Source organism: Nonomuraea sp. NPDC049758, from assembly GCF_040674635.1.
GTDB lineage: Bacteria > Actinomycetota > Actinomycetes > Streptosporangiales > Streptosporangiaceae > Nonomuraea.
On the sequence record NZ_JBFAMZ010000032.1, the window covers coordinates 39,430 to 57,392 of the forward strand.

A 17,963-nucleotide genomic window follows, 5' to 3' on the forward strand; every position below is an offset into this window, starting at 1 on the left:
CGAGCACGCCGACGAGTTCAACCGGCTGGTCGCCGACTTCATCGCGAACAACTGACCCCGGGGGCGCGGGCGGCTGCCTGCCCGCGCCCGGGACCGCCGATCGCCCGGCCGATCGGGTCGATGGCCGGCACGACAGCGATCTCCGGCCCAGCGAGCCGGACAGCGGGCCCAGAGATCCTGACACGCCGTCGCCACACCGTATGACTGCCGGCGTGCTCGGTACTGGCGGTGCCGGCCGTGGAGCGACGGCCTGCGCCTCTGCCTGCCCGTCACCGGGGGCGTTGGCCGTCCGGCGGACTCCAGCGGCCTCGTCCGTGTGACGATCACGTGCCCTTCGCCGGTGCTGCCTCCCGCCGGACAGACGGACGTGGTCCGGCGCGCGGGGCTTCCCTTCCGCCACGCGTCCGGCCCCGCCCGAGAACCCGAGACCTAGGACCATGGACGGACCGGAGGCCGCCTTCATGGGACCAGCGGCCGATGCCGTCCCCATGAGCGCCTGGCAACACTGATCACATGGCTTCCCCCTCTCTCACGAGTGTCGTCGGCGTACGCCCGTTCCTGGTCGGCATGTTCGTCGACGCGCTCGGCAACGGCCTGTACGTGCCCCTGACCCTGCTGTTCATCCACGAGGTGACCGGCCTGCCCATGACGACCGTCGGGCTCGGGGTCACCGTGGCGGCGGTCGTGGGGCTGGCGGCCAACCCGGTGGCCGGGACCCTCATCGACAGGTTCGACGCGCGCCGCGTGCTGATCGGCACGTACGTGCTGCGTGCGGCCGCCTTCGCCGCCTATCCCCTGGTGGACGGGTTCGTGGCCCTGCTCGTCGTCGCCGCCCTGATCGCGGCCGGCGACCGCGCCTACCATCCCGCCTCCGGCGGCCACGTCTCCGCACTGGCGGAGGGCGCGCTCAGGGACCGGCTGTACACCCTGATCGCCACGGCAAGGAACGTCGCCTTCGGCCTGGGCGGCCTGCTGTCGGCGGGCGTGGTCTCCCTCGCCGGCACCACCGGGTTCGCGGTCGTCGCCCTGATGAACGCGGCCAGCTTCACCCTGGCGGCCGCATGCCTGATGCTCCCGGGACGGCGCGCGCCCGCTCCGCCGCCCCGGAATCCGGGCGGTTACCGGCAGGTGTTCGCCGACCGGCCGTTCCTCACCCTGGTGGCGGCCGAGCAGGCGTACACCTTGATCCACCTCATCCTCCCCGTCGCCCTGCCGGTGTACGCGGTCACGGTGCTCGGCGTCCCGCCGGCCCTGCTGGGCGTCCTCTACGCGATCAACACGGTCCTCGTGGCGGCGGGTCAGCTCCCGGTCCGGAGGTGGCAGCGGCACGCCCGGCGTACGCACGCCATGGCCCTGAGCGGCCTGATCTTGATGGCGGCATGTGCCGCCTACGCCGCGACCGCGCTGCTGCCCGCCGGACTCCCGCGCGTCGGCGGGCTGCTCGTCGCCACGCTCGTCCTCACCTTCGGCGAGCTCATGCACACCGTGCCCAGCTGGGCCCTCGCGGCGGCCAGCGCACCACCGGCCCTGCGGGGCCGCTACCTGGCGATCTACCAGCAGACCTGGGCGCTCGCGGCGGTCCTCGCACCCGCCGGCTTCTCGGCCCTGCTCGACACGGCCCCGCCGCTGCTGTGGCTGACGCTGGCAGCCCTGGTGGGTCCGGCCGCACTCGCGCTGCTCCGCCTGACCCGCCGCCTGCCGCCCGCCGCCGTGGCCCCACCGCAAGCCTGAGCCGCCCCTGGCCAAGCCCGCACTCGCCGGGGCCTGGCCGATCCCGTCCCTGTGCCGATCGCCGTCAGGCTGTGCGTACGCCGCGCCGACCTGCGCGGACCGCTGGCGGCGGCGCTGTGGAGCTTGGCCGATCGCCGTGAGCTCATGGGGACGCCGCACGGTGGGCGGTGGCCAGTTCGGCGAAGGCGACGGCCGCCGGGAGCGGGTCCGCGGGCAAGGCGAGGAGGACCGTCCGCTCGGTGGCGGGCTCCAGCGGGATCGCGTGCACGCCGCTGAGGTGGGCGGGCAGCGACAGTTCGGGGACGATGCTCAGCCCGAGCCCTTCGGCGACCATGGCCAGGATGCTGTTGGTGTCACGCACCCGGTAATGACACTTCAGGCTCGCAGCCGCCGCCCGCGCGATCGCCGTGATCAGCGGCTCGCACCCGCCCGTGGACATGATGAACGGGTGCCGCGCCAGCTCCGCCACCGGCAACGAAGGGCGGACGCTCAGCTCGTGGCCGCTGGGCAGGACGGCCAGCATGCGGTCGGCGGCGAGCGGCCGCGCCACCGACCCGGCGGGCAGCGGGACCTGCCCGGCCGCGGCCGACACGGTGGCGATGTCGGCTGCCCCGGTCTCCAGCCACTCCAGGACCTCGTGGTCCGAGCCCTCCAACACCGCGAGCCGCACCCGCGGATGCGCTTCGGCGAACCGGCGCAGCAGGGGCGGCATCAGCCGGGCGTTGGCGCTCGGGATGACGCCGACGCGTAGGCTGCCCCGCTCCTGCCCGCGGATCGCGGCCACCTCCTGTTCCAGCGCCTCCGCCTGGGTGAGGATGAGCGTCGCGCGGCGGCACACGGCCCGCCCCGCCGCGGTCAGGCGCACTCCCTGGCTGCCTCGTACCAGCAGCGCCACCCCGAGCTCGCTCTCCAGCGCGCGCAACGCGTGGCTGACGGCGGACTGGGTGGTGGCCAGTTCCTCCGCGGCCCTGGTCATGTTGCCGGTCCGCGCGACCGCCTGCAGGATCCTGAGCTGGGTGAACGTCATGACGCCGCACGCAGCAGACCGGCCACCAAGGGGTGTGGCTCCTCGGGACGCGAGCGGGCCTGCGGCACGAACAGCGTGGCCACGTAGTACGGATGCCCGGGGATCTCCAGCACCCGGGCCTCCCCGCCGCCGTCCACGCCGGTGACCAGGAAGCCGCCGTCGTGCAGGATCGCCTGCCGGTCGGGGGCGAGGCCGAAATTGCAGTAGTACTCCTCCTCGACCTCGGTCCGCCCGTACAACGCGGCCACCCGGGAACCGGAAGCCAGAGTCACGGGCATGGTCCTGCCCGCCAGCGAGCAGGTCAGCTCCGACACGAACAAGGTCGAGGCGTACGGGTCGTACTCGGCGTGCTGGGCGTCCTCATGGCCGAGCACGTGGCGTGCGTACTCGATGACCATGTGCTGGCAGCCGCCGCACGTTCCCAGCGTGGGGACGCCGTGCTCGCGGCCGTGCCGGAGCGCGGCCAGAGCGCCGGACAGACTGCGGTACGGGCTGCCGGGCGCACACCACAACACGTCGGCGGCCTTGACCTCGGCCAGGTCGGACTCGAGCGGTTCGGTGGCGAGCCAGCGGACGTCCACCCCGACGCCGAGGTGCGCGGCGGCGTGGCGGAGGGCGTCGTCGGTGGCCAGGTGCGGAGGAAACGCCGGATCGCGGTCGCCGATGACCGCGACGCGCAGTGATCGGTCCATGGCCCTCACTATGCGACGGCCCCGCCCTGAGCACCAATGCCGAACCACGCCCCCGCCATGAGCGATCACTCATGCCCACAACGCGATGGGGCAGATCGCTGACGCGTGGCGAGATCCGAGGGCTCGTAGCTGTGTCCGGTCCGCATCTTGTATGCGGTGACGGCCTCGCGTGCCGCCATCAGGCTGCCGGTTTCCCACGAGTTCCGGCATTCGGCGCTCATGGGAGACGGGCGGGGGAAGCAGCTCCGGCCGCAAGTCCATCCCTGGCATTCTCCGAGCAATTGTCGGATTCTGTGGATTGCGGGTGGCTCACAGGGCTTGAAACCATTGATCGAGGACTGCGAAATCATCGTCGGCGAGTCCCATGTGGGACTCCACGTGGTGGAGGAGAGCCCGGCCGCCATGGTGCGCGGAGACCCACTCCCTGTCGGCGTCGGTGATCTCGTCGTCGATCCACGCGAACGGGCGTCCGCCCGCCCAGTTCACCAGGGTCCGGGTCTTCCAGCAGAGCCCGAACCATCGGTCCGCACGTTCGTGCTGCTCGGTTGCCTCCGGCCATCTCACGACGGCCAGCGGCGGCAAGCCGATTCGGGGTGCCATCTCGGCATTTGCCTCCTCTTCCCAAGTTGTCGCCCAGACGAGTTCGCAGGGCAACGCTGCCAGCCGACTCCCGAGCCGCGCCAGGCGCGAGTCCGGCGTAGCACCCTGTGGTACGCGTTGCGGGTTCTCACCGAAGGGGAGAAGGGGCCCGTCGACGTCGAGGAAGAGCAGCGGGCGTTCGGTATGCCCGGTCATGCTGCGCTGACCTCGTCATGTTCCATGAGTACGTCGCGTTCGAAGCGGACCAGATAGAGGTCAGCCAGCTTCGGCGGGGCCGAGATGACGGGTGTCACCGAGGCTGACGACCGTGCGGTTGTGGAAGAAGTCGTCTTCGCGCAGCATGGTGATGCTGCCCGATGGCACCCGGAAACTGGCATAGCCGACCGCGTTGATCGGCATTTTGATCCAGGACGTCACGACGCATGTCAAGGAACCACCATGAGTCACGATGATCTGGTGTTCGCAGGGACGCTCCAAGATCTCGTCCATGGCCGCGTAGATGCGCTGCGCCAACGCCGCCTTGGTCTCGGCGCCCGCCACGCCCTCGTCGTGCTCCAACCGTTCCCCGACCGCCGGCGGCGGGATGAATCGTTGGTCCAGCCACTCCTGTGGCCTTCCCCCTGCCTCTCCGTAGGACTTCTCCCGAAGTCTGCGGTCCAGGATGGGTTTCACGCCGAACAGCTCGGCGACCTTCTCGGCGGTTTGCTTGGTGCGCTGGAGATCCGAGGAGAACAGCTCCACGTCGGCGCCATGAGGGATCTGGGCTCGCAGCGCCTGGGCGATGGAGCCTGCCGCGCGGAGGCCGGCCGGCGTCAGCCGCGAATCATGCCAGCCGCCGACGACCCTCTCGACGTGGTGCGTCGCCTCCGGATGGGTGACGGCGTAGATGGTGCGCATGCGTAACGTCTTCCTGTCGGGGCTCTTGAATGATCTTAAGAGTCCGAGGCCGCATCCTGACGGTTGTCGCCGCAGGATGTGGAACGGCTCATCCCGATGCCCGGGCCGGCGGCGGGAGGCTGCGGCCGTGGTCGGGGGAGTGTGGTGCCGCTCGTCAGGACCCGCCGCCGCCTCCGCCGTCGCCCGCGCCGCCGCCTCCACTGTCCCAGCCGCCGCTCCAGCCGCCGCCTCCTCCGTCCCAGGTGCCGGTTCCGCTGTCGTCCGGGGTCCAGCCGACGGAGCCGCACTGGTCGTTTGAGGTGCTGGGGGCGGCCGGGTAGAGGTGGCCGTCCGGGATCGAACGTTTGCTGAGCTCGGCTGACAGGTGCGGGTCGCCGAGGTGGCTCAGTCCGTACAGTGCGAGCGGCACGGCCACGGCGTCGGTCTCGGCCCCGTACGGGTGTGCCAGGCGGGCCTTCTCCAACTGGTGGCGCCCCGCGCGGCCGAGCCGGACCGGCCGGTTCCTGACGTACAGGGTCCGGATCTTCCTGGCCGCCAGCCAGCTCGCGCCGAACCCGAACAGGGCGGCCACGCTCAGCGGCGGCGACTGCGCGACGATCATGTAGATCACGTCGGCCCCGGCGGCGACGGCCGCGACCGTGGGGATCAGCTTCAGGACGTCGCGGCAGACCCGGAAGCCGGGCACGCTCCGGGAGTCGACGAGCAGGCCCAGGTCGGCGAGCCGGCGGCTGATCCCGGCGACCTCCTCGCTGTCCGCCAGGCGGCGCTTGACCTGGACGACCGGCAGGCTCCTGCGCTCGGCGAGGATCGCGACAAGCCGCTCCTCCACGGGGTATCCCGCCGTCACGGCCGTGGAGACGCGATGGATCTTCCCGCCTCGGGAGACGCGGATCTCCCCTTCCCTGGCCAGCAGCCCGATCGCGGTGTCCGCCACCCGTACGGGACCGCCCGCGAGATAGGCGAGCTCGTAGTGGCCGAGGTCGACCTCGCGCAGCCCGCCGAGCCGCAGGCGAGCGCGGACGTGCGCCATCTCGGCGGCGACGACCGTGCCGACGGTGACCGCCCCGAGGAGCACCGCCAACCCTGCGAGGATCACATCCATGCCCACCTCCCGTGTTGTTGATCAACGTGTGAGGCGGGCACGAAGGTTCCGGCGAGCGCCGCATCCGGCCACCCCGGGCCCAGGAGCCGCCCGGGGACCGTTCATGGCGAGGCCGGCCGGGCCCGTCCAGGCGCCGGCCGGCCATGTGGGCCGCGGGTCAGGGGTTGTCGTAACCGATCCACTGGATGTACCAGCCGAACTGCTGGGCGGTGCCCGGGGACAGCGCCGACGCGTCACGCCACTGCACGTAGACGCGGAACTTGGTGGCGGTGGCGTCGTAGACGGCGCTGGGGCCGACCAGGTTCCACTGGTTGCCGCCGGTGCTGCTGATGGACGTGACGTAGACCGGGCGCCCGGAGAAGTGCGCGGAGCTGGTGTCGACGTCGATGTAGATGCCGTTGGAGCCGTAAGCCTGCCAGCCCTGTCCTGGGGCGGTCTGACCGGAGGCGATGCGGGCGGTGGGCATGGGGGGATCCTTCCGTCCGAGGAGTTTGTCACGCTCAGTATTCGATCCACCACAAAGAGTGTCGAGATCAGGAATGCTTGGCCTCGCGGGCACAGGAATCGAGCCGGAAAGGGGTCTGGTCGCGTGCCGGGACCCGTGCGCTCCTACTGCCGTCCGGCCTCCCGCCAGTACGCCGGCTCCTCGTGAGCCGCCAGGGTTCCGAGGTGGTCGATGGCGAGGTCACTCAGGCAGGTGGCGAGGCGGCGGCGTCGTCGGCCTGCTGTTCTGGTGGATCACTCACCGTTGGGCCGGGCGTCCCGCCCCGGATCGGGGGGCAGGAGGTCGAGCGCGCGGGCCCTTCGTAGCGCCGTGACCCGGTCGTGCACGCCGAGCTTGCGGTACAGGTTCTCCTTGTGCTTGTTCACCGTCGCCTCCTTGATGCTGAGCCGGCGGCCGATGGCGTACGCGGTCAGCCCTTCGCTCAGCGACATCAGGACCGCCATCTCGCGCAGGGTGATCCCGTGCTCGGCCGGGTCCGCGAGCGCGGGCAGGCGGAAGACGGCCTTCTCGTGCGCTTCGACCGTGTCGAGGAGCGAACGCGCGAGAGCGGCGTACTCCAGGTCCCGGTCGCTGTAGCCGGTGCCGTCGCGGCTCATGATGACGCCGCGGATCTGTCCCGGACGGGCGTCCAGGGGCAGGGCGAGCTGGCGGTCGATGCCGATCGCCGCCCGGCCTGCGTGATAGGCCTCGCTCTTCCACCAGTCGCCGTCGGCGACGTCGTCCATGGCCAGAGGGGTGCGGTCGCCGGTCCGGGCGTAGTGGCGGAGCAGCGGGTGCGCGCGCATGTGGGAGTGGATGAGGGCGTCCAGCGGCGCCTGGTGCAGCCAGTCGGGCGAGCCGGTCAGCGCGTGCCCGGTGCCCGCCGTCCAGTCCAGGTCGATGAGCACCGCCAGGTCTCCCGGCAGGTCCTTCGCCAGCCGTTCCATCAGCAGCGGCCAGACGCGTACGGGCTTACTCGTCGTGAGGATGTCCATCGCCAGGTCGTGAATGCGTCGGCCATCGTCCCTGAACAATGACGTCATGGGCGCATTGTGCACGAACGGCTACCATCCGGCACAGCGAATCGGAAGTACGCACTTCTTCGTATTCATCGGCCCGGCCGACCGGCGGGACAGTGGGGGTGTCGGTCTCCGTCGGCGGATGTGCGGGCGCGACTGGAGTACGGCAGTTTTTCGTCTTATCGTTACCAGGTGATGACGTTCAGTATCACTCTGGCTCCAGGCTGTGCGACCCAGAAGGAGTGACAGATGCCGTTCGACGACTACCAGCGGGAGAGCTCGCGGCGGATCGACCACCAGCGGGAGATGGTCCGGCGCTCCATGGACGAGTCGTCGCGCCGGCGCAACCGCGACGACTGGCGGGCCCGCCGTGACGGCGGCGGCGACGAGCTGAGCCTGGGGACGCAGATCATCATCGCCGTCATCGCCCTGGCCGTCTTCTTCCTCGTGGTGTACCCGGAACTGCCCCACCACTGAGACGTCCGGCTCGGACCCGAGAGCGGAGGGTGGACGCATGTCGGCACAGGACGACGAGGGCTTCGACCGGGCGCTGGCCCTGTACCGGGCGGGACGGACCGCCGAGGCCCGGGACGTGCTCCTGGAGGTGGTCGCCGAGTTCCCCGGCGATCGGGTCTGCCGGTACTCGCTCGGCGTGTGCCTGAACGAGCTGGGCGAGTGGCGCGAGGCGGAGCGGCACCTGGGGGCGGTGGTGGCGGCCGAGCCCGCGCACCACCTGGCGGCCTACGAGCTCGGCGTGGCGCTCCAGGAGCAGGGCAGGCCCGCCGAGGCCGCGGTCGCCTTCCGCCAGTCGCTGGCGGGGGACGTGGTGAAGGACGTGCACACCCGCCTGGCGGCCTGCCGGACGGCCGACGGCCCCGCCACGGGCCACCCGCCGCACCAGCCCACAACCCCGGACCCGCCGCCTGCCGGGCCGTTGCCCCCGGTGGCCGCCGCCGTGCCGCGTCAGGTCGTGGTCCCGGACGACTCCGAGCACGCCGCCGCCCTGGAGTACACCCGGACCGTCGCAGCGGGGGTCACGCCGTACCGGAGCATGGCCGACGACCTGGACGAACGGGCCGTCTACGACATCGGCCAGGAAGTGTGGTCCACCAGGACGCAGACCCGGCATCTCGCGCTCACCCCGCTCGTGGCCACGGCGCTGGCGCTGTCCGTCTTGGTGCTGCGGGTGCCGCTGCTGGTCGTGGCGCTCGGGCTGTACGCCGTGGCGGCCTGGGTCGCCGCCGTCGTCTCCGCCAGGGTGACGTCGTACGTCTTCCACCAGCGCCGCGTCGACGTGGCACAGGGCGTCAGGGACCGGAGCAAGCAGGTGATCCTGTACGCCTCGATCACCCAGGTCCGGTACGTCCGCACCCTGTCCTCCTACCTGACGAACACCGCCTCGCTGGAGCTGACCTACATGCTCGGGACGGAGAAGGAGTCGATCGTCCTGGCCGGGCTCGGCGGGCCGGGCCAGGTCGACAAGCTCTACCAGGAACTGCAGGGACCGGTCGTGCGCGAGCGCCGCGCCATGAAGAAGATCCTCTTCTAGGGGGTGGCGGATGCGCTTCTTCGCCCGCGCCAACCTGGTGATCGCCGTGCTGATCGCGGCGGCGCTGGTCGCCCCCCGGATCGGGCTCGACGGGCCGGCCGTTCCCCGGCTCGCCCTGCCCAGGCTGCCGTTCCTGGAGGCCGACGAGCCGATCAGGAAGAACGCGTCCGGGCCGCCGCCGTGGACGATCCACGGGTACGGCTGGCGGTTCACGGTGGAGCGGACCGCTCGGACGGTCAGCAGGTGGATGGGGAGGACCAGGCCGTCGATCGTCGTCACCGCGTACGTGACCCGGGAGGAGCGGCAGTTCGCCTCTCGGATGATCTACCGCATCAGCGACCGGGCGAGCGGCAGCGAGCTCGCGTCGGTGCCGTTCCAGGGCGGCGGGGACGGCGACCCGCCGCTCGGTCAGCGCAGCAAGCTCGTGTTCACGGTGTGGGACACCTCGCCCAGGGCGTCCCGCCTCACCGTCACCCTGCACGATTTCCATTGGCCGGACGGGCGTGACCTGGTCCTCGGCGAGGTCCGGGTCCCGGCGTCCTGAGCGGGCCGGGAGGCCGAGATGATCGTCGACGTGGTGCGTGCCGCGATCTCCGTGATGCAGGTCGTCCAGGCGGTCCCGCCCCGGCCGCCGGGTTCGGGCCTGCGCAGGAAGCTGATCGCCGCGCTCGTGGAGCAGGCCGGCGAACTGCGGCCGGAGCCCGCCGAGCAGCCGCTGGCCGAGGCGTTCGCGACCTGGATCGAGCTGGCGGCCAGGCGGGAGGCCGATCCCGCGGCGGTCGGGCCCCGGCCGTACGCGCACGCGGCGGCCATCCTGGCCGCCGAGCTGGACCTCGCGCTGGCGGCCGGGACGCCGCAGCCCGAGCCGGGCGACACCGTCGCCCGGGCCGGCCTGTTCACCCGGTCATGACGGACCTCCTGCCGCAGGCCCTGCGGGACGCCCTGCACCAGGCCGCGGACGTGCTGCGCGGCGTCGACGACGCGGCCCGCAGGGCCGACGACGCCCTCCAGCACGTGGTCAACGTCTTCACGGTGCCCAGCTTCCTGATGAACACCGACTTCGACAGGCTCGGCGGCAGCGCACACGGCCTGGGCTCCTCCGGCCCGTTCGCCTTCCCGCCGCTGAACCAGGCGATCAGCGGCTACGGCCTGTTCGCCGGCGCGCGCGACACCTGGAACGGCGGCGTGAAGCTCGGCACGGGGCTGGGCAACGACAACGGCGAGCAGGTGCTCGACGGAGCCGCGACCGCCGCGACCGGGCTCGCCGGGGCCTACTCCGCCACGCTGGGGCTGCTGGACGTCACCACCCCGGCCGGCGCGCTGGTCGGCGCCGCGCTGGCGGGCTACGGCCTGGGCACCACGGCGATCAAGGGCATCGAGGCGGCCACCGGCCACGACGTCGCCCACGACCTCGGCGACCTCCTCTTCCGGGCGGTCCACGGGAGCGCCGAGGAGGCCGCGTTCACCCTGCCCTCCGACGTCGCGCCGCCGCTGCATGCGCTGCCCGACCTGGCCGGGCCCGTCACGGAACACCGTCATCAACCCGCGGCTCCGCTGACGCCGCACGGGATCGTCGAGTTCCAGGGCGGATGGTGGTACGAACCGGGCAGCGCCTGGCACGCGATCTCCTCCACCCCGGTCCCCGGCGCGATCACGCACACCGAGGGCGGCTACCGGGACGCCGCCGGCGCCTGGCATCACGTGTCGGCGAGCGACCCGCCCGGCACCGCGGGGTCGGGCTGGCGCGGCCCGGAGGGCGCCTGGCATCCCATCGGCCCGGACGGCCACACGATCGCGGGCGCCCAGAGCGTCGTCAACCTGGACTGGACGCAGGACGCCGCCGGTTCGTGGCACCCCGTCCCGCCCGCCGCGCCGCCCACCGGGCCGATCTCGCCCGACGCCGGTGGCGGCACGCCGGGGGTCGAACTGAACGCGGCCTGGTTCCTGGGGCACGACGGCGCCTGGCATCCGCTCCCCGTGCACGACGGGACCGCCGGCGACGGCGGCCAGACCGGGACGACGGAGCTGGTCTCGGCCGCCTACCAGTCGCCCGACGGCGGCTGGCACCCGCTGCCCGGCTCCCAGCCCGAGACCGCGGCCGCGGCGTCCGGTGACACCGCCCATTCCCACGGCGGTCCGGACGCGGCGCAGCAGGCCGGAGCGACTCAGCAGCACGACGACCCGGTGCAGGCCGCCGCCGTCCAGCCGGACGGGGGCGTCCCGGCGACCGGCGAACCGGCGGCGCAGGGCGGCGACGGCGGCTCCGAGTCGGCGGCCGGGCACATGTCGGGCTTCTGACCGACGCCCGCACGCCGCACGCCGGGGTTTCAGGCGGGCGGGGTGTAGCCGCGTGCCGGGCTTCAGGCGGGCGGGGTGTAGCCGCGGGAGCGGACGAAGTCCCCGGTGAGTTCGGTGAAGGCGCGGGCGGCGGCGCTGCGGTAGCCGCCCTCGCGGTGCAGCAGGGTGACGGTGCGGCTGGGCAGCGGCGGGTCGAGAGGGACGGGCGTGAGGTGCGGGTGGCCGTGGGCGATGGCGTCGGGCAGGACGGTGGCCAGCGGGGTGCGGTGCACGATCTCGGTGAGTGCCTGGATGGAGTTGGCCTCGACCGCGATGCGGGGGGCGGCCCGGTGGCGGGCGAAGTAGGCGTCGATGTGGCCCCGGGTGGCGAAGTCGCCGCTGAGCAGGGCGAGCCGTTCGCCCTTGAGCGCGCGCACCGGTAGGGGGACGGCCAGCGTCCGGGCGTGCGGGGTGCCGGTGACGAGGCTGAGGGTCTCGGTGAACAGCGCGGTGGGAGTGACACCGGGCAGGTGGGGGCCGGCGAAGGCGATGCCGAGGTCGAGGTCGTCGGCGAGCAGGGCCGCTTCCATGCGGTCCTGGGGCATCTCGGTCAGGGTGAGGTCGACGGCCGGGTGACGCACGTGCAGCTCGGCGGTGAGCGGGCCGACCAGGTAGGCCGTGAAGGTGGGGGTGACGCCCAGCCGCAGGTGGCCGCGGGAGAGGTCCTGGACGTCATGCACGGCGCGTTCGGCGGCGGCCAGGTCGCGAAGCGCGCGCCGGGCGTGGTCGGTGTAGACGGCCCCGGCGTCGGTGAGCCGTACCGCGCGGCCGGTGCGGTCCAGCAGTTGCACGCCCAGGGTCCGCTCCAGCTGCCTGATCTGCTGGGAGAGCGTGGGCTGCGAGATGTGCAGCTCCTCGGCGGCGCGGGTGAAGTTGCCGTGTTCGGCCACGGCGAGCAGGTAGCGCACGTGACGCAGTTCGAGAGCGGCCATGGACAAACTATAGATGAGAGCAATGGCTCTCAGGCGGAACGCCTCTTGGACACTATAGGACCAGGTCATGCATGCTGGATGTCAGCAGCCCACAAGGGCCGGCCACCGCCGAAGGGAGTGACCATGCAGGACCTCGCCGAGGGCGTCGCCCGTTTCCAGCGGGACGTCTTCCCGGCCAAGGCGGAGCTCTTCGCCCGTCTGGCCACCCATCACACACCGCACACGCTGTTCATCGGCTGCTCCGACGCCCGCGTCGTCCCCGAGCTGATCACCGGCACCGAGCCGGGTGACCTGTTCGTCATCCGCACCGCCGGCAACCTGGTGCCCGCCTACCGTCCCGAAGCCGACGGGGTGGCCGCGAGCATCGAGTACGCGGTCACCGCACTGGGCGTGCGGGACGTCGTCGTCTGCGGCCACTCGGCGTGCGGCGCGATGACCGCCTTCGCCGAGGGGCACGACCTCAGCGGCGCCCCGACCGTCGCCGCCTGGCTGCGGCACGCGGACGCCGCCCGGGCCCGCACCGCCGCCCACGGTGACGTGCCGGCCCTGGTGCGGCAGAACGTGCTCGCCCAGCTGGCCAACCTGGCCACCCACCCGTCGGTCGCCCGCGCGCTGGCGGCGGGGAAGGTCACCCTGCACGGCTGGGTCTACGACATCCCGACCGGCCGCGTCGAGGAGCTGACCGCCGCCGGCGCCGCGCTCACGGCCTGACCCGGCTCCGGGGTTCCCGCGCGCGACCGCCTGCGGGGAGCCCGCACCCATCCCGACATCACCCGAAGAGAAGGACGTACCGACAAATGGTGCACGCACAGTTCGACCCCACCGCCCGCCAGGCCCTGGCCGCCACCGCCGTCGAGGCCAAGATCCGGAAGGACCTGTCCTGGCAGCAGATCGCCGACGCCGCCGGCCTGTCGGTGGCCTTCACCACCGCCGCCGTCCTCGGCCAGCACCCGCTGCCGGAGAGCTCCGCCCGGGCCGTGGCCGAGCTGCTGGACCTCGGCGAGGACGCGGCGACGCTGCTGCAGACCATCCCGATCCGCGGCTCGATGCCGGACCGGATCCCGACCGACCCGACCATGTACCGCTTCTACGAGATGCTCCAGGTCTACGGGACGACCCTCAAAGCCCTGATCCACGAGCAGTTCGGCGACGGCATCATCTCCGCGATCAACTTCCGGCTCGACGTGAAGAAGGTCGCCGACCCCGAGGGCGGCGAGCGCGCCGTCATCACCCTGGACGGCAAGTACCTGCCGACCAAGCCCTTCTGACCAAGCCCTTCTGACCGAGCCCTTCTGACCGAGCCCGAGCCCGGGCCCGATCCCGGGCCCGGTTCCCGTCCCTCGCGGAGCCGCCCCGACGGCGGCCCGCCCGGCCACTTCCGGAGGACTTCATGGACTTCGTCCAGCGCACCATCGACCTCGCCCGCCAGAACGTCGCCGAGGGCGGCCGCCCGTTCGCGACCGTCATCGTCAGGGACGGCGAGCTCCTGGCCGAGAGCGCCAACAAGGTCGCCCAGACCGGCGACCCGACCGCCCACGCGGAGATCCTCGCCATCCGCGAGGCCTGCACCAGGCTCGGCACCGAGCACCTGACCGACGCCACCATCTACGTGCTGGCCCACCCCTGCCCGATGTGCCTGGGCGCGCTGTACTACTGCTCCCCGGCCGAGGTCGTCTTCCTCACCACCCGCGACGCCTACGAGCCCCACTACGTGGACGACCGCAAGTACTTCGAGCTGGGCACCTTCTACGACGAGTTCGCCAAGCCCTGGCAGCGGCGCCGGCTGCCGATGCGCCACGAGCCGCGCGCGGACGCCGTCGAGGTGTACCGGTTCTGGCAGGAGCGCAACGGCGGCGAACGCCGCGTCGCGGGCGCACCCACCACCGCGTAGGGCGCCGGAGCGGACCTCAGCCCGGCCAGCGGGGCCTCAGCCCGGCTCGCCGCTCCCGCCGAGCGAGAGCGGGCCGAGGTCGGCGGCGGTCCTGGCCAGCGCGCGGACGGCGGGGCCGTCGGCGGTGGACGACCAGACCAGGGCGAACCGGAGAGCCGGGGCGTCGTGGAGCGGCACGAAGACGACGCCGGGCGGCCGGTTGTAGCGGGCGGCGATCTCGCCCAGCGGATGGACGCACTGCCCGGCGGCGACCAGCGCGAGGATCTCGTGGAACGTCCGCGCGACGGGCCCGCGCGGGATGCGGCGGCCCAGCGGCGTGCGGGTCGGGACCATGGACGCCACCCAGTACTCCGGAGCGGCCGGGCCCAGGTCGACGACGTGCTCGTCGGCCAGGTCCTCCAGCGACGCGCCGCCCCGCCCGGCGAGCGGATGCCCGGCCGACACCGCCAGCACCCGGCCGGTGACGAGCACGGTGGGGCCGACGGTGAGATCGGGTTCGGCCACCGGCAACCACAACACGTGCGCGTCGGCGTCCCCGGCGCGCAGGGCGGCGAACGGGTCGCCGCCGGTGACCTCGCTGAACCGGACCTCGGCGCCGGGATGGCGGGCGCGGAAGGCGTCGACGAGCGGGCGCAGCTCGTAGCCGGCGTGGCCGAACACGCCCAGGCGCAGCGTGCGTCCCGCGCCCACGCCCGCGGCCTCGGCCCGGGCCAGCCCCTCCTGGAGCAGGTCGTATGCCTGCCGCAGATCCTCGCGCAGGCGGCGGCCGACCGGCGTCAGGGCCACGCGCCGGCTGGTGCGGTCGAACAGCGCCACCCCGAGGCGCCGTTCCTGCCTGCTGATGGCCTGGCTGACGCGCGCCTGCGAGACGCGCAGCCGTCCGGCGGTACGGCCGAAGTGCAGTTCCTCGGCGAGCGTCAGGAAGATCTCGATGTCCCTCAGCTCCACGGATAACCCCCATGTTATGGATCGCCCCACGAACCCTACCTTGTTCGCCCTCCGACCTGCCTCGATGCTGGACGCACCACCTGAGCGAGGAGGAGATCCACATGACCGACATGCAAGCCGTAGCCGACCGCGTCGAGATCGAGGCGCTGCGCGGCGAGCTCACCGACGCGGTGATGACCCGCGACTACGACCGCGTCGAATCCCTGTTCACGCCCGGCGGCGTCATGCGATGGCCGCACATCGGCAAGGAGTTCGCCGGCCGGGAGGCGATTCGCGCCGGGATCGAGTGGGGGCAGGGCCTCTGGGAGTTCTTCGTGCAGAACGTCCATCCGGGCGTCATCCGGATCGACGGCGACACCGCGACCGGCCGGGCCTACATCCACGAGTTCGGGCGGATGCGCGACGGCGGCTCCCACGCGAACCACGCCCTCTACCACGACCGCTACGAGCGCACCGGCGACGGCTGGAAGTTCGCCGAACGCGTCTACGAGGTCAGGTACCTCGACGCCAGCCCGCTGCCGGGCTCGGCCCCCGCCGGCGACCAGGAGCGCCCGGCATGACGACCAGCCTTCGCGCCCTGACCGGCGACTACGTCCTCGACCAGGCCCGCACCCGGATCGGCTTCGTCGCCCGGCACACCGTCGGCCCCGCCGTACGCGGGCGGTTCGACCGGTTCGCGGGAACCGGCCACCTGGACGGCGACGACCCGTCCAGGTCGCGCATCGAGCTCACCGTCCAGGCGGGCAGCGTCCAGACCCGCAACCCGCAGCGCGACCGGTACCTGCGGGGCAAGTACCTCAAGGACGCCGACCACCCGGTGATCACCTTCACCTCGAACCGGGTGGAGCCGACCGGCGAGACGGCCTTCCGGGTCACCGGCGACCTGAGCATCCGCGGCGTGAGCCACCCGATCACCCTGGAGCTGGAGCTGACCGGCGACGGGGACGGCCTGCGGCTGCGGCTCAAGGACGGCGTCACGATCGACCGCACCGACTGGGGCGTGAAGTGGAACGCCGCCGCCGGGCTCGTCGCCAGGAAGGTGGCGCTGGAGCTCGACCTCGCCGCGGTCCGGCGGCCCTAGCGGCACGGACGCACCGGCCGCCCGATCATCCGCCGAGCTGCTGGGCCAGGCCGACGACGATGCCCTCGGGGCCGCGGACGTAGCACAGCAGGTAGCTGTCCTCGAACCGCTCCAGCGTGCCGACGAGCTCGGCGCCGTGCCGGCGCAGGCGGGCGATGACGTCCTCGACGTCGTCGACGGCGAACATGACCCGGCGGATGCCCAGCGTGTTCGCCGGCGGGTCCGCCGGCTCGGGACGGATCGGCTTCGGCGTGTGGAACATGGCCAGCTCGATCCCGCCGGCGGCGCCCGGGATCCGCAACATCGCGACCTCCTGCCGGACGTCGTCGAGCCCGATGACCCGCTCCGCCCAGCGCCCCTCGATCGGTCCCCTCCCCTCCAGCTCCATGCCGAGTTCGAGGAAGAACGCGATCACCGCGTCAAGGTCTTCGACGACGATGAGCACGTTGTCCATCCGCTGGATCGCCACGCCGGGCCTCCTTCGTCAAACGCGGCCGCTCGCCGGCCGCCGATGTTCCCAGGACGGAGCCGGCGCCGCGTTCTCGACACGCCGCCGGCGCAATGCCGGTCCCACCTTGCCCCGCGGGCGGGCCGCCCACCAGATGCGGATGTCATCAGGCGGGCCATGAATCGTCCAGGCCCGCCGGTCAGGCGCTCGCCAGTGGGCCGAAGAACGCCCGCACGTCCGGCACCAGCAGGTCCGGCACCTCCAGCGCCAGGCACGCGCCGCCGCGGTCGAGCTCGGTCCGGCGCCGGACGTCGGCGTCCCGCTCGGCGAAGCGGCGGATCGTCACGTCGTCCTTGGCCGGCAGCACGGCCGTGGGGACGGTCACCCGCGCCTTGGGGGCGTAGGCGCCCGGGTCGTGGCCGAGCTCGTAGCAGAGGTTGGCGACCGACCCCGCGGTCGCGGTGAACCACATGAGGCTCACGCCGGTCAGCACCCGGTCGCGGGAGAAGGCGTCCTCGGGCAGCTCGGCGCGGGAGTCGGTCCAGGCGGCGCTGCTCGTCGGCGGTGAACTCGCCCTCGTCCGGCGAGGGGAAGGCGACCCAGGCGTTGACGTGCACGCCGACCACCCGCTCGGGCGCCTGGCGGGCCAGCTCCAGGGCGAGGTCGGCGCCTCCGCCGCCGCCCTGCGCGCCGTACCGGTCGTAGCCGAGCCGGGACATCAGCTCGGCGAAGGCCGCCGCCGGCCCCTCCGGCGGGCTTCGGGTGATCGGCGGTCTTGACCGGCGTCCCCGCACGGGGAAAGATCCAGGACTCGTGACCGAACACACGCTGCGCCCGGTCGGGCGCGTCGAGTCGACACTGACCGATCGCACGGCGGCGCCCCGGCAACCCGACGAGGGAGCCCCCGACGCCTGGCTGGTCTTCGACGACCGGTACGCCCCCGCTCTCGACGGCCTGACCCCGGGCACCGACGTCCTGCTGCTCACCTGGCTCGACCGGGCCGACCGCGACACCCTCGCCGTCCACCCGCGCGGCGACGCCGCCCGGCCGCTCACCGGCGTCTTCGCCACCCGCGCACCCGACCGGCCCAACCCGATCGGCCTGCACACCGTGCACATCCTGGCCGTCGAGGGCCGGCGGGTGCACGTCCGCAACCTGGAGGCGCTCGACGCGACCCCGATCCTCGACGTCAAGCCCCTGCTCACGCCCGACCGCTGACCACGGC

24 protein-coding genes are annotated in these 17,963 nt (G+C 72.7%); 13 read left to right on the forward strand and 11 right to left on the reverse strand.

The annotated features are described in order from the left end of the window. Positions 1-513: 513 nt before the first annotated feature. Positions 514-1,731 carry an MFS transporter gene (locus AB0J46_RS47050; protein ID WP_364342406.1) on the forward strand — a complete coding sequence of 406 codons (1,218 nt, stop codon included), beginning with the start codon at positions 514-516 and terminating at the stop codon, positions 1,729-1,731. A 142-nt stretch (positions 1,732-1,873) separates the two neighbouring features. Here the strand turns inward: AB0J46_RS47050 and AB0J46_RS47055 are convergent, their stop codons facing one another. From AB0J46_RS47055 to AB0J46_RS47085, 7 genes are all read right to left on the reverse strand, one after another. Continuing rightward, positions 1,874-2,758, reverse strand: coding sequence for a LysR family transcriptional regulator (locus AB0J46_RS47055; RefSeq protein ID WP_364342409.1), 885 nt, complete (start codon positions 2,756-2,758; stop codon positions 1,874-1,876). Continuing rightward, positions 2,755-3,450: a hypothetical protein gene (locus tag AB0J46_RS47060; protein WP_364342412.1), complete on the reverse strand. Its 696-nt coding sequence runs from the start codon at positions 3,448-3,450 to the stop codon at positions 2,755-2,757. The genes AB0J46_RS47055 and AB0J46_RS47060 overlap by 4 nt, the downstream gene beginning before the upstream one ends. Positions 3,451-3,759: 309 nt before the next feature. Then, positions 3,760-4,245 carry an HAD domain-containing protein gene (locus tag AB0J46_RS47065; RefSeq protein WP_364342415.1) on the reverse strand — a complete coding sequence of 162 codons (486 nt, stop codon included), beginning with the start codon at positions 4,243-4,245 and terminating at the stop codon, positions 3,760-3,762. Between the two features lie 60 nt (positions 4,246-4,305). Further along, on the reverse strand, positions 4,306-4,947 hold the full coding sequence (locus tag AB0J46_RS47070; RefSeq protein ID WP_364342418.1) for a histidine phosphatase family protein: 642 nt from the start codon (positions 4,945-4,947) through the stop codon (positions 4,306-4,308). A gap of 154 nt (positions 4,948-5,101) precedes the next feature. Continuing rightward, the gene (locus tag AB0J46_RS47075) at positions 5,102-6,049 is read right to left on the reverse strand and encodes a TIGR04222 domain-containing membrane protein (protein WP_364342421.1); all 948 of its coding nucleotides are present in this window, start codon (positions 6,047-6,049) and stop codon (positions 5,102-5,104) included. Between the two features lie 157 nt (positions 6,050-6,206). After that, positions 6,207-6,515 (reverse strand): hypothetical protein, encoded by a 309-nt coding sequence (locus AB0J46_RS47080; protein WP_358301788.1) that lies wholly within the window; start codon positions 6,513-6,515, stop codon positions 6,207-6,209. Positions 6,516-6,787: 272 nt separating this feature from the next. Continuing rightward, entirely contained in the window at positions 6,788-7,576 is a 789-nt protein-coding gene (locus tag AB0J46_RS47085; RefSeq protein ID WP_364342424.1) for a helix-turn-helix domain-containing protein, read from the reverse strand. A gap of 225 nt (positions 7,577-7,801) precedes the next feature. Between AB0J46_RS47085 and AB0J46_RS47090 the strand changes: the two genes are divergently transcribed. From AB0J46_RS47090 to AB0J46_RS47110, 5 genes are read left to right on the forward strand one after another with little or no spacing between them, the layout of a single operon-like run. Further along, a complete protein-coding gene (locus AB0J46_RS47090) occupies positions 7,802-8,029 on the forward strand; it encodes a hypothetical protein (RefSeq protein ID WP_358301777.1) in 228 nt (75 codons plus the stop codon). Positions 8,030-8,066: 37 nt separating this feature from the next. After that, positions 8,067-9,101, forward strand: coding sequence for a tetratricopeptide repeat protein (locus tag AB0J46_RS47095; RefSeq protein ID WP_364342427.1), 1,035 nt, complete (start codon positions 8,067-8,069; stop codon positions 9,099-9,101). Positions 9,102-9,111: 10 nt separating this feature from the next. Further along, positions 9,112-9,645 carry a hypothetical protein gene (locus AB0J46_RS47100; protein ID WP_364342430.1) on the forward strand — a complete coding sequence of 178 codons (534 nt, stop codon included), beginning with the start codon at positions 9,112-9,114 and terminating at the stop codon, positions 9,643-9,645. A gap of 18 nt (positions 9,646-9,663) precedes the next feature. Then, positions 9,664-10,011, forward strand: a complete 348-nt coding sequence (locus tag AB0J46_RS47105) for a hypothetical protein (protein WP_364342433.1) — start codon at positions 9,664-9,666, stop codon at positions 10,009-10,011. Continuing rightward, positions 10,008-11,399, forward strand: a complete 1,392-nt coding sequence (locus AB0J46_RS47110; RefSeq protein ID WP_364342436.1) for a hypothetical protein — start codon at positions 10,008-10,010, stop codon at positions 11,397-11,399. Before AB0J46_RS47105 ends, AB0J46_RS47110 begins: the two co-directional genes overlap by 4 nt. A gap of 62 nt (positions 11,400-11,461) precedes the next feature. Here the strand turns inward: AB0J46_RS47110 and cynR are convergent, their stop codons facing one another. Next, the gene (gene cynR / locus AB0J46_RS47115; protein WP_364342438.1) at positions 11,462-12,370 is read right to left on the reverse strand and encodes a transcriptional regulator CynR; all 909 of its coding nucleotides are present in this window, start codon (positions 12,368-12,370) and stop codon (positions 11,462-11,464) included. A gap of 123 nt (positions 12,371-12,493) precedes the next feature. Here cynR and AB0J46_RS47120 point away from each other — a divergent pair, with 123 nt between their 5' ends. The 3 genes from AB0J46_RS47120 (at position 12,494) to AB0J46_RS47130 (ending at position 14,261) form a co-directional block, all read left to right on the forward strand. Beyond that, on the forward strand, positions 12,494-13,081 hold the full coding sequence (locus AB0J46_RS47120) for a carbonic anhydrase (RefSeq protein ID WP_364342441.1): 588 nt from the start codon (positions 12,494-12,496) through the stop codon (positions 13,079-13,081). 86 nt (positions 13,082-13,167) lie between these two features. Next, the gene (gene cynS, locus AB0J46_RS47125) at positions 13,168-13,638 is read left to right on the forward strand and encodes a cyanase (protein ID WP_364342444.1); all 471 of its coding nucleotides are present in this window, start codon (positions 13,168-13,170) and stop codon (positions 13,636-13,638) included. Positions 13,639-13,760: 122 nt separating this feature from the next. Then, positions 13,761-14,261 carry a nucleoside deaminase gene (locus AB0J46_RS47130; RefSeq protein WP_364342447.1) on the forward strand — a complete coding sequence of 167 codons (501 nt, stop codon included), beginning with the start codon at positions 13,761-13,763 and terminating at the stop codon, positions 14,259-14,261. Between the two features lie 36 nt (positions 14,262-14,297). Here AB0J46_RS47130 and AB0J46_RS47135 read toward each other — a convergent pair whose 3' ends face one another. Further along, positions 14,298-15,209 carry a LysR substrate-binding domain-containing protein gene (locus tag AB0J46_RS47135; protein ID WP_364342450.1) on the reverse strand — a complete coding sequence of 304 codons (912 nt, stop codon included), beginning with the start codon at positions 15,207-15,209 and terminating at the stop codon, positions 14,298-14,300. A gap of 101 nt (positions 15,210-15,310) precedes the next feature. Here AB0J46_RS47135 and AB0J46_RS47140 point away from each other — a divergent pair, with 101 nt between their 5' ends. Beyond that, positions 15,311-15,769: a nuclear transport factor 2 family protein gene (locus tag AB0J46_RS47140; RefSeq protein ID WP_364342452.1), complete on the forward strand. Its 459-nt coding sequence runs from the start codon at positions 15,311-15,313 to the stop codon at positions 15,767-15,769. Further along, positions 15,766-16,290 carry a YceI family protein gene (locus AB0J46_RS47145; protein WP_364342455.1) on the forward strand — a complete coding sequence of 175 codons (525 nt, stop codon included), beginning with the start codon at positions 15,766-15,768 and terminating at the stop codon, positions 16,288-16,290. Before AB0J46_RS47140 ends, AB0J46_RS47145 begins: the two co-directional genes overlap by 4 nt. A 25-nt stretch (positions 16,291-16,315) precedes the next feature. Here AB0J46_RS47145 and AB0J46_RS47150 read toward each other — a convergent pair whose 3' ends face one another. Together AB0J46_RS47150 and AB0J46_RS47155 are read right to left on the reverse strand one after the other, a co-directional pair. Further along, a complete protein-coding gene (locus tag AB0J46_RS47150) occupies positions 16,316-16,744 on the reverse strand; it encodes a VOC family protein (RefSeq protein WP_364342511.1) in 429 nt (142 codons plus the stop codon). 193 nt (positions 16,745-16,937) lie between these two features. Next, positions 16,938-17,219 (reverse strand): hypothetical protein, encoded by a 282-nt coding sequence (locus AB0J46_RS47155; RefSeq protein ID WP_364342458.1) that lies wholly within the window; start codon positions 17,217-17,219, stop codon positions 16,938-16,940. Here AB0J46_RS47155 and AB0J46_RS47160 point away from each other — a divergent pair. Then, entirely contained in the window at positions 17,209-17,517 is a 309-nt protein-coding gene (locus tag AB0J46_RS47160; protein ID WP_364342461.1) for a hypothetical protein, read from the forward strand. The two genes, AB0J46_RS47155 and AB0J46_RS47160, sit on opposite strands and share 11 nt — an antisense overlap. Positions 17,518-17,551: 34 nt before the next feature. Further along, the gene (gene tsaA, locus AB0J46_RS47165) at positions 17,552-17,956 is read left to right on the forward strand and encodes a tRNA (N6-threonylcarbamoyladenosine(37)-N6)-methyltransferase TrmO (protein WP_364342464.1); all 405 of its coding nucleotides are present in this window, start codon (positions 17,552-17,554) and stop codon (positions 17,954-17,956) included. Positions 17,957-17,963: the final 7 nt, after the last annotated feature.